General features: G+C 70.9%; 12 protein-coding genes and 1 riboswitch. Of the genes, 6 read left to right on the forward strand and 6 right to left on the reverse strand.

Annotated elements, in window-relative coordinates:
- Positions 1-4: 4 nt before the first annotated feature.
- Positions 5-1768, reverse strand: coding sequence for an ABC transporter substrate-binding protein (locus Asera_RS22025; protein WP_030449933.1), 1764 nt, complete (start codon positions 1766-1768; stop codon positions 5-7).
- A 557-nt stretch (positions 1769-2325) separates the two neighbouring features.
- Between Asera_RS22025 and cmk the strand changes: the two genes are divergently transcribed.
- A complete protein-coding gene (cmk, locus tag Asera_RS22030; protein ID WP_244843982.1) occupies positions 2326-3033 on the forward strand; it encodes a (d)CMP kinase in 708 nt (235 codons plus the stop codon).
- A 71-nt stretch (positions 3034-3104) separates the two neighbouring features.
- Positions 3105-4493, forward strand: coding sequence for a ribosome biogenesis GTPase Der (gene der / locus Asera_RS22035; RefSeq protein ID WP_157035238.1), 1389 nt, complete (start codon positions 3105-3107; stop codon positions 4491-4493).
- 15 nt (positions 4494-4508) lie between these two features.
- On the opposite strand, the gene Asera_RS22040 is transcribed toward der, so the two are convergent.
- The 3 genes from Asera_RS22040 to Asera_RS22050 form a co-directional block, all read right to left on the reverse strand.
- Positions 4509-5939: a hypothetical protein gene (locus Asera_RS22040; protein ID WP_157035236.1), complete on the reverse strand. Its 1431-nt coding sequence runs from the start codon at positions 5937-5939 to the stop codon at positions 4509-4511.
- Positions 5940-6058: 119 nt separating this feature from the next.
- Complete coding sequence (locus tag Asera_RS22045) at positions 6059-6880, reverse strand: hypothetical protein (RefSeq protein ID WP_157035235.1); 822 nt, start codon at positions 6878-6880, stop codon at positions 6059-6061.
- 58 nt (positions 6881-6938) lie between these two features.
- The gene (locus tag Asera_RS22050) at positions 6939-7865 is read right to left on the reverse strand and encodes a LysR family transcriptional regulator (protein WP_030449928.1); all 927 of its coding nucleotides are present in this window, start codon (positions 7863-7865) and stop codon (positions 6939-6941) included.
- Between the two features lie 84 nt (positions 7866-7949).
- Here Asera_RS22050 and Asera_RS22055 point away from each other — a divergent pair, with 84 nt between their 5' ends.
- The 3 genes from Asera_RS22055 to Asera_RS22065 are packed head-to-tail and all read left to right on the forward strand — an operon-like array spanning position 7950 to position 11349.
- A complete protein-coding gene (locus Asera_RS22055; RefSeq protein WP_084132933.1) occupies positions 7950-8654 on the forward strand; it encodes a succinate dehydrogenase cytochrome b subunit in 705 nt (234 codons plus the stop codon).
- Positions 8655-8656: 2 nt separating this feature from the next.
- The gene (locus Asera_RS22060) at positions 8657-10606 is read left to right on the forward strand and encodes a fumarate reductase/succinate dehydrogenase flavoprotein subunit (RefSeq protein ID WP_030449926.1); all 1950 of its coding nucleotides are present in this window, start codon (positions 8657-8659) and stop codon (positions 10604-10606) included.
- Complete coding sequence (locus Asera_RS22065; protein ID WP_030449925.1) at positions 10603-11349, forward strand: succinate dehydrogenase/fumarate reductase iron-sulfur subunit; 747 nt, start codon at positions 10603-10605, stop codon at positions 11347-11349. Before Asera_RS22060 ends, Asera_RS22065 begins: the two co-directional genes overlap by 4 nt.
- 113 nt (positions 11350-11462) lie before the next feature.
- Here the strand turns inward: Asera_RS22065 and Asera_RS22070 are convergent, their stop codons facing one another.
- Together Asera_RS22070 and Asera_RS22075 are read right to left on the reverse strand one after the other, a co-directional pair.
- Entirely contained in the window at positions 11463-11930 is a 468-nt protein-coding gene (locus Asera_RS22070; protein WP_212804699.1) for a MarR family winged helix-turn-helix transcriptional regulator, read from the reverse strand.
- Between the two features lie 250 nt (positions 11931-12180).
- Positions 12181-12597, reverse strand: a complete 417-nt coding sequence (locus tag Asera_RS22075; protein WP_030449923.1) for an SRPBCC family protein — start codon at positions 12595-12597, stop codon at positions 12181-12183.
- Positions 12598-12747: 150 nt separating this feature from the next.
- Positions 12748-12874: riboswitch (FMN riboswitch) on the forward strand.
- Positions 12875-12940: 66 nt separating this feature from the next.
- On the opposite strand from Asera_RS22075, the gene Asera_RS22080 reads away from it, so the two are divergent.
- Positions 12941-13582, forward strand: coding sequence for a nicotinamide mononucleotide transporter family protein (locus tag Asera_RS22080; protein WP_030449922.1), 642 nt, complete (start codon positions 12941-12943; stop codon positions 13580-13582).
- The last annotated feature ends 48 nt before the right edge of the window (positions 13583-13630 follow it).

The following is a 13630-nucleotide window of genomic DNA, read 5'->3' on the forward strand; positions in this document are numbered from 1 at the left end:
CTCGTCACTTCTTGGTGGGCTTGAGGTCGTAGAGCCAGTCGATGCCGGCACCACGGAACTGCGGCGGCCCCGTCGGATGCTTGGCGGTGGGGAAGCCGCTCCAGGTGCCGGTGTTGAACTCGTAGAAGTCCAGCGGCCGGTACATCAGCGGGATCATCGGTGCGTTCGCCATGAAGATGCGGTCCAGCTCGCCGTAGGTCTGCTTGGCCTCGGCGCCGGTCTGGGTCGCCGCCTTGTCCAGCAGCGGGGCCACCCGCGAGTCGTGGAACCGGCCGTAGTTGTAGAACGCCGAGGTGCCCGGCTTCGCCACCCCGCGCGAGTCGAGCACGTCGCGGAACCGCTGCCACGGGCTCGCCGCGCTCACCCCGGCCACGTACCAGCAGGCCAGGTCGAAGTTGCCGTTCTGCACCGCGGTGGTGGTCTGCGCCTGCTGCGGGAACTTCGTCGAGATGTCGAAGCCGGCCTCCTTGGTGCTCTCCGCCACCACCTGCAGCGCGGTCTGCCAGTCCGACCAGCCGGTCGGGGTCTGCGCGCTCCACGGCCCGAGCCGGGTACCGTCGGGCAGCTTGTACACCCCGTCGGAGCCCTTCTTCGCGCCGAGCTCGTTCTCCAGGATCGACCGCGCCTGCGCCGGGTCGTACTTCCAGCCGTGCTGCGCGACGTTCTGCGCGTCGAAGTACTCCTCCTCCACGCCGCGGGGGAGGATCACCGAGGATTTCGCCGGGTCGGAGTACTGCGACATCGCGGTCTTCGCGATCCGGGCGTAGTCGATCGCGAACGCGAGCGCCCGGCGCACCTTCGGGTTGTCCAACCCCTTCTTGGTCGTGTTGATCACCAGCATCGGGATCGACCCGGGCACCTGGTACGGCGCCTTGTCGTACCAGGTGGCGACGGGCTCGTGCTTGTTCTGCCACATCTTCCAGATCTCCGGCGTGAACTGCTGCATCGCGTCCACCTCACCGCGTTCGAAGGCGAGGTTGCCGGCACTGTTGTCCTTGAAGATCGGATGCACCAGGTACTGCGGGGCGGGGAGCTTGCCGCGCACCGCCTTGCCCCAGTACTTCTCGTCGCGGGTGTACGCGAGCTGCGAGGCGGAGTACTTGTCCAGCTTGTACGGACCCGAGCCGACCGGCTTGGTCACCGTGTACTCGGTCAGCTGCTTGGTCTTCTGCTCGATCGGTGCCCAGATGTGCTTGGGCATGATGTAGATGGTCGTGAGCGACGACTTGACCATGCCGGGGTTGGGCTGCTTCGCGTCCAGCTCGATCGTCACGGTGTGCGGGTCGGTGGCGGTGACCGACTTCGCGTACTCGAAGAACGATCCGAACGGCACCTCGGGGTGGCTCTTGGCCAGCTCCAACGTGTAGACCACGTCGTCGGCGGTGACCGGTTTGCCGTCCTGCCAGGTCGCCTTCGGTTGCAACGCGATCTGCAGGGTGTGGTCGTCGGGCGCGGTGAGCTTGCTGCCCAGTTGGGGTTCGAGCTTGCCGTTGAGCAGGTTGAACGCGAACAGCGTCTCGAACACCAGCTGCATGTTGTCCTGGGCGGTGGGCCAGCCGGCGTTCGGATTGAGCGGGTTGAAGGTGGTGGGCGGGGACCACTGGAACCCGGCCACGAACAGGGTCTTGCTGCGCTTGCCGCCGCCGGCGCCGCCGTCGCTGCTGCATCCGGTGAGCAGGGTGCCGCCGAACGCGGCGCCGGCACCGGCCAACGACACCCCGGCGAGAAACTGTCGGCGGGTGGTCTGTGATGCGGATTTCTCGGTCATCGTGCTGCCTCCTCCGCGGAGCCGCTACGTTTTGTGGTTGACCGGTTCAGCAATGAGCTGGAATGAGAGCACCATGAATGCGGGATGGGGGTGCACGAGCACCGGTTCCGCCGCGTCATCGTGGCTTCAAGAAATGACGACACGCCACCGAATCCGCGTCGGGCACGGCTAAAGACGTGCTCGGATGCGATCCGACCTGAGCTGGTAGAAGGAGATTAGAGCGGAGCGGTGTGTGGCGCAATCCCTGTGCAAGTCAATTTTCGTGGCGGTTTCGTCAACACTTGGTCGGCGAGCCTTCGAGCTTTGAAACTGGGCTCCCGCGCGGCTCGGCGAACATTGAGGTGAACCGGTTCGCCACCTGGTCGCCGGTACCTGCCGGATCGGCATGCGCGGCATCCCGGCGGCGCGGTGCTCGGTTCCTCCGGGGCGCTCCGTAGACTCGCTGGTGGTGTCCGGCGTCCACCGCCGGCCCGCCGGTGCGCGCCCATGGCCCCGACGGGACGGTGCGGGCGGCACCCGGCGCCGGCAGAGTGACGGCATGTCCAGGGAGGACAGCGGTGCAGACCGACAGCAATCGGACGCCGTTCCACGGCGTGGTCGCGATCGACGGGCCGTCCGGCTCCGGAAAGTCGACCGTGGCCAGGCGGCTGGCCGTCGCGCTTCGCGCCGGCTACCTGGACACCGGCGCGATGTACCGGGCGGCCACCTGGGCGGTGCTGTCCGCCGGGATCGAGCTGTCCGACCCGGACGCGGTCGCCGACTGCGTGCGCTCGGCCGTGCTGACCATCACCACCGACCCGACCGCGGTGTCGGTCCGGGTCGGTGACGTCGCGGTGGACGCCGCGATCCGCGGCCCGGAGGTCACCGGCGCGGTGTCCGCAGTGGCCGGGGTGCCCGCGGTGCGGGCACACCTGATCGCCGAGCAGCGCCGGTTGATCGACGCGGCGCGCGACACCGGCGGCATCGTGGTGGAGGGGCGGGACATCGGCGCCGTGGTGGCGCCGGACGCGGAGCTGAAGGTGTTCCTCACCGCGGATCCGGTCGAGCGGGCCCGCCGGCGCAGCGCCGAGACCGCGGCGGACCTCAACGCCACCGCCGCCGACCTGCGCCGCCGCGACACCGCCGACTCGAGGGTGACCAAGCCGCTGGAGGCGGCCGAGGACGCGACCGTCGTGGACACCACCTACGAGTCGATCGACCAGGTCGTCGAGCGGCTGCTCGGGCTGCTGGCGCAGCACGCCGCGGCCGGGGTCGAGGCGCCGTGACCGGCGCGGTACCGCCGGGCGCCCGACACGCCGGCGACGCGCCGGACCCGGCGGCGTACGGCGAGTTCGACCTGCTGTCCGACGACGGGTTCGGTGCGCCGGGCCTGGCGCTGCCCGACCAGCCGACCGGCCCGGTGCCGGTGGTGGCCGTCGTCGGCCGCCCGAACGTCGGCAAGTCGACGCTGGTCAACCGGATCATCGGCCGCCGGCAGGCGGTCGTGCAGGACACCCCCGGGGTGACCCGGGACCGGGTCGCCTACGACGCGTCCTGGAACGGCCGGCCGTTCACGGTGGTCGACACCGGCGGCTGGGAGCCGGACGCGAAGGGCCGCGCGGCGGCGATCGCGGCCCAGGCCGAGTCCGCGATGCAGGCCGCCGACGTGGTGATCCTGGTCGTCGACGGCGTGGTCGGCAGCACCGACACCGACGAGGCGGCCGCCCGGGTGCTGCAGCGCGGCGGCAAGCCGGTGCTGCTGGTCGCCAACAAGATCGACAACACCCGGCTGGAGTCGGACGCTGCGGCGCTGTGGTCGCTCGGGCTGGGCGAGCCGTTGCCGGTCTCGGCGCTGCACGGCCGCGGCTCCGGCGATCTGCTCGACCTGGTCGTGGCGAAGTTGCCGGAGCAGCCGGCCGCGGCCGAGCCGGGCGCCGGCGGGCCGCGCCGGGTGGCCCTGGTCGGCCGGCCGAACGTCGGTAAGTCCAGCCTGCTGAACAAGCTGACCAAGGAGGAGCGCGCGGTCGTCGACAACGTCGCCGGTACCACCGTCGACCCGGTCGACTCGCTCGCCGAGATCGGCGGACAGACCTGGCAGCTGGTCGACACGGCCGGGCTGCGCAAGCGCGTCGGCACCGCGAGCGGCACCGAGTACTACGCGAGCCTGCGCACCAACGCCGCGATCGACGCGGCCGAGGTGGTCGTGGTGCTGCTGGACGCGAGCGAGCCGATCTCCGAGCAGGATCAGCGGATCCTGACCAAGGTCGAGGAGTCCGGCCGGTCGCTGGTCATCGCCTTCAACAAGTGGGACCTGGTCGACGAGGACCGGCGCTACTACCTGGCCCGGGAGATCGAGCGCGACCTGCGCCGCATCACCTGGGCGCCGCGGCTCAACATCTCGGCCCGGACCGGCCGGGCGGTGGACAAGCTCGCACCGGCGATGCGCACGGCGCTGGCCGGGTGGCAGACCCGGGTACCGACCGGGCGGCTCAACCAGTGGGCGACCGAGCTGGTGCAGGCGCACCCGCACCCGGTGCGCGGGGGCAAGCAGCCGCGCATCCTGTTCGCCACCCAGGCCGGCGTCTGCCCGCCGCGGTTCGTGCTGTTCACCACGGGCGCGCTGGACGCGGCCTACGTGCGCTACGTGGAGCGGCGGCTGCGCGAGGACTTCGGCTTCGTCGGCAGCCCGATCCAGCTGTCGGTGCGGCCGCGTAAGCGCCGCGGGGACAAGTCCGGCAAGCACTGACCCGCGGCGTGCCGGTCAGCGGCCGGTGACCAGCACCGGGGTACCGGTGAGGTCGAGGTGCAGGTGGCCGTCGTCGACGGTGACGGTCACCGGGTCGCCGAACACGTCGACCGCGGTCGCGTCCGCCGGTGCCGGCCACGGTACGGAGACCGGGTTGGTGTCCGTGTCGTCGGCGGCGAAGGCGTCCCGCCGGGCCCAGCCGATCAGCCGTGGCGTCGCCGGACCGGTCAGCGCGTACACGTACGCGTCCGGGTCCGGGGTGCTCAGCCGGACCACGCTGTCTACTGTGGACAGATGGGTGGCGAGCAGTGCGAACGCCTCCGCCGCGGGTGTCCGGTTCGGCTCCGTCACCCGGTCCAGCAGAGCGAACTTGCCGAACAGCAGGTCCATCAGCTCGTACCGGTCGGCGAAGCTCTCCGGTTCCTCCGGCGCGAGGTTCCAGCACGACGCCCGGCGCACCCCGGCGGCGAACGCCAGTACGGTGCGCTGCACCAGCTGCCGGGCCGAGATCCGGTGGCGGCGCGACTCCAGCTCCGGTGGGCAGTCGCGCAGGAACATCCGCAGCGTGTCGGGCAGGGCGTCGGCCCGCTCGTACAGCCGGCGGACGGCGGCGCGGGGCGGCGTCTCGGTCTCCGCGTGCGCCCGGTACTGCGCCACGGTTCCGGTGATCGCCTCGCTCGACATCGCCCCGGCGGCGAACACCTCACCGAGTTCGGCGACCACCGCGGGGTCCTCGAACGGCAGCGGCCCGTTGAACTCGCCGACGACCACCGGCCGGTCGTAGCCGGCGGCCCGCATCATCGCGTGGCCGCGCTCGATCATCGGTCCGGTCGCGTACACGTCGCCGTACAGGTGCACGTCCAGGGCGTCGAAGTGGTCGCCGACGCCCGGCAGCAATGCGGCGAACCAGCGCGCCTCCTCGTCGTCCTCGTCGGCGCCGAGCGCGCCGGGAGGCGCCCCGCCCAGTACCACGGTCGCGGTCGGGTCGGCGGTCTTCACGGCGCGGTGGAACCGGGCCAGGTGGTCGGCGTACTCGTCCCGGCTGCCGGCCCAGAAGTACGGGTAGCACGGCTCGTTCTCCGGCTGCCAGTACCGGACCCGGCCGGCGCAGTGCGTGACCAGCGCACCGACCATCCGCTCGTACGCTGCCGGGTCGGTGGGTGGTGACGGCGGCAGCAGGTCGGTGCGCTCCCGGGTACCCCACAGGGAGCTGGCGCAGACCGTCAGCCACGGCTCGGTGTCGTCGTTCAGCGTCGCCAGCAACGCGTCCACGTCGTCGAACCGGTACTCGCCGGGTCGTGGCTCCAACTGCTGCCAGTACAGGAAGACGCGCAGCAGCCGACCACCGAGGCCGAGGACGGCCGGTACCAGTGGTTCGGGCTCGGTCAGCAGCCCGTAGCTGATGCCGCGGGTGACGCCGAGCCGGATGTCGGAGAGGTTCGCCATGCCGGCGATGCTGCCGCCGGCTGCTGACCGCACCCGCACACGGCGCTGTCAGCGCGTCGTCGCCCGTCTCGACCGCCGTCAGCCGCCGGCCGGGACGGGCCACGGGCGGTGACGGGCGGTCAGGACAGCTGGTCGAGCAGATACTTGACGATCGCGCGGGCCTGCTTGTCGGCGGTCGAGTAGGTGTAGTTGGTGCCCTCGTACGTCTTGCCGTCCGAGCCGATGCCGTCGTAGCTGGCGCCGCCCCACTTGACCGAGACGATCACGTTGCCGGCGCGTGCCTCGACCCAGGCGCCGCCGAGGTGATAGTTCTTCGCGTCCGACTCGCTCTTGCCGTACACGATGATGTTGGTGTACTTCGCGGTGAACGCCTGGTCGCCGAGCCCGGAGATGTCCTTCGGGTCCTTGTCGTACTTGTTGTCGGGGTCGTCGGCGTACGACTTGTCGTCGCCGTACGTGTCCTTCGCGTCCTCGATCGGGCCGCGCGAACTGGTCGACTTGGTCAGCTCGATCTGCAGGTACGCGGTCCGCTCGCTGGAGAAGATCTCGAACGAGCACAGGCTCTGTTCGTCGCCGGGGCTGCCGTCGGCCTTGGCCCCGGAGACCTTCTTCGGCTTGTGGCTGCCGAGCGAACACGGATCCGGCAGCGTGTCGTAGGTGCTCGGGGACGGCTTCGCCGACGCGCTGGTCGCTCGCGACGGAGTCGAACCGTGCGCGTCGGGCTGCCCGCCGGTGCCGCCGGAACCGTCGCCGACCGCGAGGGTGATGCTGACCACGACGATCCCGACCAGCGCCGCGGCGCCGACCGCGATCACGGCCGGGAACCAGCGGGGGCGGTTGCGTGGCGGTTTCGGTGGTGTCATCGCCGGGGAGCTCCAGCCGCCCGCGGGCACGTTCCGACCCGGGTTCTGCTCGGGCCGCCAACCGGGGTAGTCGCTCATGCAGCGATTGTTCGTGATCGCCGCCACCCGGGCGACCCGGCCCCCCGGGTGACCGACGTCAGGTGACCGGCCGGGTACCGCGGGGCAGGGTGCCGGCACGCGCCGCCTGGTCGAGGTAGCCGAGCAGCACGTCGCGCAGGGCGCGGGCGGCGCGCGGCGGCTGGACGTCCTTGCGGTGTGCCAGCCCGATGGTGCGCGACAGACCGGGCCGGGCGAACGGGGTGATCCGGAAGCTGTCCGCGACGACCATGCTGGGCACCACCGCGAGGCCGAGGCCGGCCGAGACGAAGCCGAGCACCGCGTCCATCTCGCCGCCCTCGATCGCGAACCGGGGCTCGAAGCCGGCGTCGTGGCAGGCGGTCACGGTGAACTCACGCAGGTCGTACCCGCGGCGGAACATCACGAGCGGCTGGTCCTCCAGGTCGGTGATGCGCATCGCGTCGGCGCTGGTCGGTGGCGGCGCGTCGATCGCGGAGGCGACGACGAGCTCCTCCCGCAGCAGCGGGGTGGTGGCGAGGGCCGGGCCGGGGGCCGCGACCGGCAGGATGATCAACGCCATGTCCAGCTCGCCCTCGGCGAGGTCGCGGACCAGGTCGCGGGAGCCGGACTCCTCGATGGTCAGCCGGATCCCCGGGTACTGCCGCCGGTACTCCCGCAGGACGGCCGGCAGCAGGCCGGTGAGCAGGCTCGGAGTGGCGCCGAGCCGGACCCGGCCGGAGCGCAGCTGGACCAGCTCCTGTACCTCCAGCCGGGCCGTGTCGACGTCCGCCAGGATCCGCCTGGCCAGCGGCAACAGCGTCTCGCCGGCCGGGGTGAGGGAGATGTTGCCGCGGGCCCGGCTAAACAGCGGCGCGCCCAGTTCGTGCTCCAGCGCCCGGATCTGCTTGGACAGCGAGGGTTGCGCGACGTGCACCGCCTCGGCGGCGCGGGTGAAGTGCCGGGTCTCCGCCACGGCGAGGAAGTAGGCGAGCTGCTGGAGTTGCACGGCCCCACGATAGCCGCAGGCTATCGAGTCCAGCGCGATCATGTCTTGGACCTCATAGCACAACCGGTCCTACCGTTATCGGACGTGGCAATAGCGACCCGGGCGGCCCGCCCCTCACCTCTTCGCACGCTGTGGCACTCGACCGTCGGCAAGAAGGCGGTCATGGCCACCACCGGCGTGATCATGCTGCTGTTCCTGATCGTGCACATGGCCGGGAACCTGAAGATCTTCTTCGGCCCGACCGACTTCAACGGCTACGCGCACTGGCTGCGCACGATCGGCGAACCCGCCCTGCACTACAGCTGGTACCTGTGGATCCAGCGGGTGGTGCTGGTCGCCTGCCTGGTGGCGCACGTGGTCTCGGCGATCCAGCTGACCCACCGGGACATCCACGCCCGGCCGCAGCGGTACCGGTCGAAGCGGCCGTGGCGGGCCACCTTCGCCACCAACACGATGCGCTACGGCGGCGTGATCCTCGCGCTGTTCGTGGTCTGGCACATCCTGGACCTGACCGTCGGTGCGGTGAACCCGCGCGGCGAGGCGGGCCACCCGTACCAGAACGTGGTGGCCGACTTCCGGGTGTGGTGGATCGGGCTGATCTACGTCGTCGCGATGCTCGCCCTGTGCCTGCACATCTACCACGGCTTCTGGTCGGCGGCGCAGACGCTCGGCGCCAACAACGCGGCCCGCAACGTGGCCTTCAAGACGATCGCCACCATCCTGGCGCTCGTGATCACGGTGGGCTTCCTATCCGTACCGGTCGCGGTGATGACCGGGCTGGTGAGTTGATCATGTCGAACACGGTTGGTTCGTACACGGTCGGCGACGACATCGTCGACACCAAGGCACCGTCCGGCCCGGTCGAGGACCGGTGGGACAAGCGCCGGTTCGGCGCCAAGCTGGTCAACCCGGCGAACCGGCGCAAGCACCGGGTCATCGTGGTCGGCACCGGCCTCGCCGGCGGTTCGGCCGGCGCGACGCTGGCCGAGCAGGGCTACCACGTCATCCAGTTCTGCTACCAGGACTCGCCGCGGCGGGCGCACTCGGTGGCGGCGCAGGGCGGCATCAACGCGGCGAAGAACTACCGCAACGACGGCGACTCGATCTACCGGCTGTTCTACGACACGGTCAAGGGCGGCGACTTCCGCTCCCGCGAGTCCAACGTGTACCGGTTGGCGCAGGTCTCGGTGGAGATCATCGACCAGTGCGTCGCCCAGGGCGTCCCGTTCGCCCGGGAGTACGGCGGGCTGCTGGACAACCGGTCGTTCGGCGGCGTGCAGGTCTCCCGCACCTTCTACGCCCGCGGCCAGACGGGGCAGCAGCTGCTGCTCGGCGCGTACCAGGCGCTGGAGCGGCAGATCGACGCGGGCAACATCGAGATGCACCCGCGTACCGAGATGCTCGACCTGATCGTGGTCGACGGCCGGGCCCGCGGCATCGTGGCCCGCGACCTGATCACCGGCGAGATCTCCACCTACCTCGCCGACGCGGTGGTCCTCGCGAGCGGCGGGTACGGCAACACGTTCTACCTGTCCACCAACGCCAAGGGGTCCAACGCCACGGCGATCTGGCGGGCGCACAAGCGCGGCGCGCACTTCGCGAACCCGTGCTACACGCAGATCCACCCGACGTGCATCCCGCGCTCCGGCGAGCACCAGTCGAAGCTGACGCTGATGAGCGAGTCGCTGCGCAACGACGGCCGGATCTGGGTACCGAAGAAGAAGGGCGACACCCGCCCGCCGGACCAGATCCCCGAGGACGAGCGCGACTACTACCTGGAGCGGGTCTACCCGTCGTACGGCAACCTGGTGCCGCGCGACGTCGCCTCCCGGGCGGCGAAGAACGTCTGCGACGAGGGCCGCGGCGTCGGCCCCGGCGGGCTCGGCGTGTACCTCGACTTCGCCGACGCGATCAAGCGGATGGGCCGCGACAAGGTCGCCGAGAAGTACGGCAACCTGTTCGAGATGTACGAGCGGATCACCGCCGAGGACCCGTACCAGGTACCGATGCGCATCTACCCGGCGATCCACTACACGATGGGTGGGCTGTGGGTCGACTACGACCTGCAGTCGACCATCCCCGGCATGTTCGTGATCGGTGAGGCCAACTTCTCCGACCACGGCGCGAACCGGCTCGGTGCCTCGGCGCTGATGCAGGGGCTGGCCGACGGCTACTTCGTGCTGCCGGCGACGATCAACGACTACCTGGCCCGCGGCGGGTTCGACCCGGTGTCGCCGGACGACCCGGTGGTCACCGCCACCGTCGGCGAGGTGCAGGACCGGATCAAGCGCCTGCTCGCCGTCGACGGCGACCGTACCGTCGACTCGTTCCACCGCGAGCTGGGCATGCTCGTGTGGGACGAGTGTGGCATGTCCCGCAACGCCGAGGGGCTGCGCAGGGCGCTCAAGCGCATCCCGGAGCTGCGCGAGGAGTTCTGGCAGCGGGTCAAGGTGCCGGGCACCGGGTTCGAGCTGAACCAGTCGCTGGAGAAGGCGAACCGGGTGGCCGACTTCCTGGAGCTGGCCGAGCTGATGTGCCTGGACGCGCTGCACCGCGAGGAGTCCTGCGGCGGGCACTTCCGGGAGGAGTCGCAGACCGACGACGGTGAGGCCAAGCGCGACGACGAGCGGTTCGGCTACGTCGCGGCCTGGGAGTACACCGGCGTTGGCGAACCTCCGGTGCTGCACAAGGAAAACCTGGACTTCGAGTACGTCCACCCGACCCTGCGGAGCTACGCGTGAACCTCACCCTGCGGATCTGGCGGCAGCCCAACGCGGACGCCGAAGGCCAGATGGTGACCTACCAGGTCGCCGATGTCAGTGGCGACATGTCCTTCCTGGAGATGCTCGACATCCTCAACGAGGACCTGATCCTGCGCGGTGAGGAGCCGGTGGCGTTCGACCACGACTGCCGCGAGGGAATCTGCGGCGCGTGCGGCATGGTCATCAACGGCCAGGCGCACGGCCCGGAGCGCACGACGACCTGCCAGCTGCACATGCGGCACTTCTCCGACGGCGACGTGATCGACATCGAGCCGTGGCGCGCCGGGGCGTTCCCGGTGGTCAAGGACCTGGTGGTGGACCGGTCGGCGTTCGACCGGATCATCCAGGCGGGCGGCTACATCACCGCGCCGACCGGTACCGCACCGGACGCGCACGCGGTACCGGTGCCGAAGCCGGACGCGGACTCCGCGTTCGAGAACGCCACCTGCATCGGCTGCGGTGCGTGCGTGGCAGCGTGCCCGAACGGTTCGGCGATGCTGTTCACCTCGGCCAAGATCAACCACCTCAACGTGCTGCCGCAGGGGCAGCCGGAACGCGAGTCGCGGGTGCTCAACATGATCACCACGATGGACGAGGCCGGCTTCGGCGGCTGCACCAACACCGGCGAGTGCGCGGCGGCCTGCCCGAAGGGCATCCCGCTGGTGAGCATCGCGAAGATGAACCGGGAGTTCCTGCGGGCCACCCGCAAGGCCGGCCGCTGACCGACCCCGAGCGCGACGACCGCCCCGGTGTCCATCGTGGACACCGGGGCGGCGCGTCAGCGCCCGGTGACCTGGCCGCGCCTGGTAGCCGGCCGGGGCGTCTGGCCGCGGGATCAGCCGGGCCGGTCCGGGCGGCGACGCAGCATCCGGGTCAGCAGCCGGGTCGCGGCGGGCTCGTCCGGGCCGAAGAACTCCGCGTCGACCGCCTCGACCGCGCGCACCGCCCGCCGGGCCAGCTCGGCACCGGCGGGCGTGAGCCGCAGCCGGCGGGCTCGGGTGTCGGCCGGGTCGACCTCGCGCTCCAGCAGCCCCTTGACCGCCAGCTTGCGCACGACCTGTGAGGTCATCTTCACGTCGGTACCGGCCTGGCGGGCCAGTCCCAGCTGGTTCGGCGCCTGTCCGTGCTCGCCCAGCCACCAGGCGCACGCCAGCAGCACGAACTGCACGTGGGTCAGCTCGTAGCGCGCCAGTGCCGCGGTCACCGACCGCTGCCAGTCCAGCGTGAGCCGCCAGAGCAGGAACCCGGGGCTGTCCGCGGCGCCGCCGGGGTAGCGGGTCGCGGCAGGCTCGTCGCCGGTCACCGCGCCGCCCCTGTCGCCCGGACCGTGGTCCGCGCCGGTAGCGGCGCTGCCCGTACCGCCTTAGGGTCTGTTTCGGGGTCCCGCGTGCCGGCTGCGGCGGCCCCGTTTGCCCGCTCGCGGCGTTGTCGGACAGCCCGTGTGCAAGCCCGGCACACGAACTGCCCTCCGCCTTGCGAGCAGACAAACGGGACTCGCCTCGCTCGGCCGGGGGCTCCGAAACAGACCCTAGGCGCGACGGTGTCGGCCGCGATCACCGCTCGGCCCGGGCGAGCAGGCCGGCCATGGCCTCCGGGAAGTCCTCGGTGATCTGCGGCCCGAGCTCGGGGCCGAGGGTGTCGGCGGCGTCGCCGGTGATCTCCAGCCGGTGCCGCACCCTGGTCCCGCCGGACGTCAACGGTTCCAGCGAGTGCCGGAACCGCAGCGTGACGCCGCCGAACTGGGTGACGTCGGCGTAGGCAACGCCGTCGCTGATCTCGACGATGGTCGAGGTGATCGCGTCCTGCCCGACCGGTGTCATGACCACCTGCGAGCCGACCCGGAACTCTCCGTCCAGTCGGACGGACTCCATCGAGGTGTCCCAGTCGGCCCAGCGGTCCAGGTCGCGCAGCACCTGCCACACCCGCTCCGGATCTGCCGGCGTCTCCGCCACGTACTCGTGTTGCCACATCGCTGCCTCCTGGCCTGCGTGAAGATGGTCTGCGTGAAGATGGTCTGCGCGAAGACTAACTTGCCACTGCCGGGCCGGCAAGCCGGTCGGGTCGGTCACATCCCGGTCCGGAACAAGCGGTGGCATGAAAGGGTTGATCGCAGACAGAGCATGCGCTCCGGGGCTCGGTGAAAGTCCGAACCGGCGGTGACAGTCCGCGACTCGCCGATCAGTGTCGGCGATTGAACCGGTGGAACTCCGGTACCGACGGTGACAGTCCGGATGGGAGGACGCGCACGCGGCTGACGGCGCATCGAGCCGTTCGCCGTGCGTTCAGGATGCCCCGGCGCAGAAAGGGACTCCGATGGGGCACGGCCTGATGCAGTACGGCGTCACCATCCTCGGCCAACGAATCTCGTACGCGGAGATCCTTGGCCAGCTCGCCGCCCTCGCGGTGGTGTTCCTGGCGCAGCGGCGCACCCTGTGGACCTGGCCGATCCAGGTGCTCGCCACGGTGCTGCTGTTCGTCGTGTACACCTCGGCCGACCTCGGCGGGCTCGCGGCCCGGCAGGTGGTCATCCTGGCGATCTCGGTCTACGGCTGGTGGGCCTGGTCGCGCCGCCGCGACCCGGTGCACGGGGTGCTGGTGCGTACCGCGACGTGGCGCGAGCGGGTGGCCATCGCCGCCGTGCTGGCCGCCGGTACCGCCGGCGTCGCGGTGCTGCTCGACGTGCTGAACGCCTCCTGGGCGCCGTGGCCCGACGCCTGGATCTTCGTCGGTACCGTCGTCGCCTTCGCCGGCCAGGGCCTCGGGCTGGTGGAGTTCTGGCTGGTGTGGCTCGCGGTCGACGTGGTCGGCGTGCCGCTGCAGATCCACTCGCACCTGTACTTCTCCGCCGCGGTCTACGTGGTCTTCGCGGTACTGGTACTGATCGGGGTGCGCGACTGGCTGCGCACCGCCAGGCGCGAGGCGGGGCACCGCAGCGCCGAACACGCCAACGCCTGAGCGCGCGGCGGGGGCGGCCCTCGTCGAGGACCGCCCCCGCCGGCTGGC

Origin of the sequence: Actinocatenispora sera, assembly GCF_018324685.1 — a bacterium.
GTDB lineage: Bacteria > Actinomycetota > Actinomycetes > Mycobacteriales > Micromonosporaceae > Actinocatenispora > Actinocatenispora sera.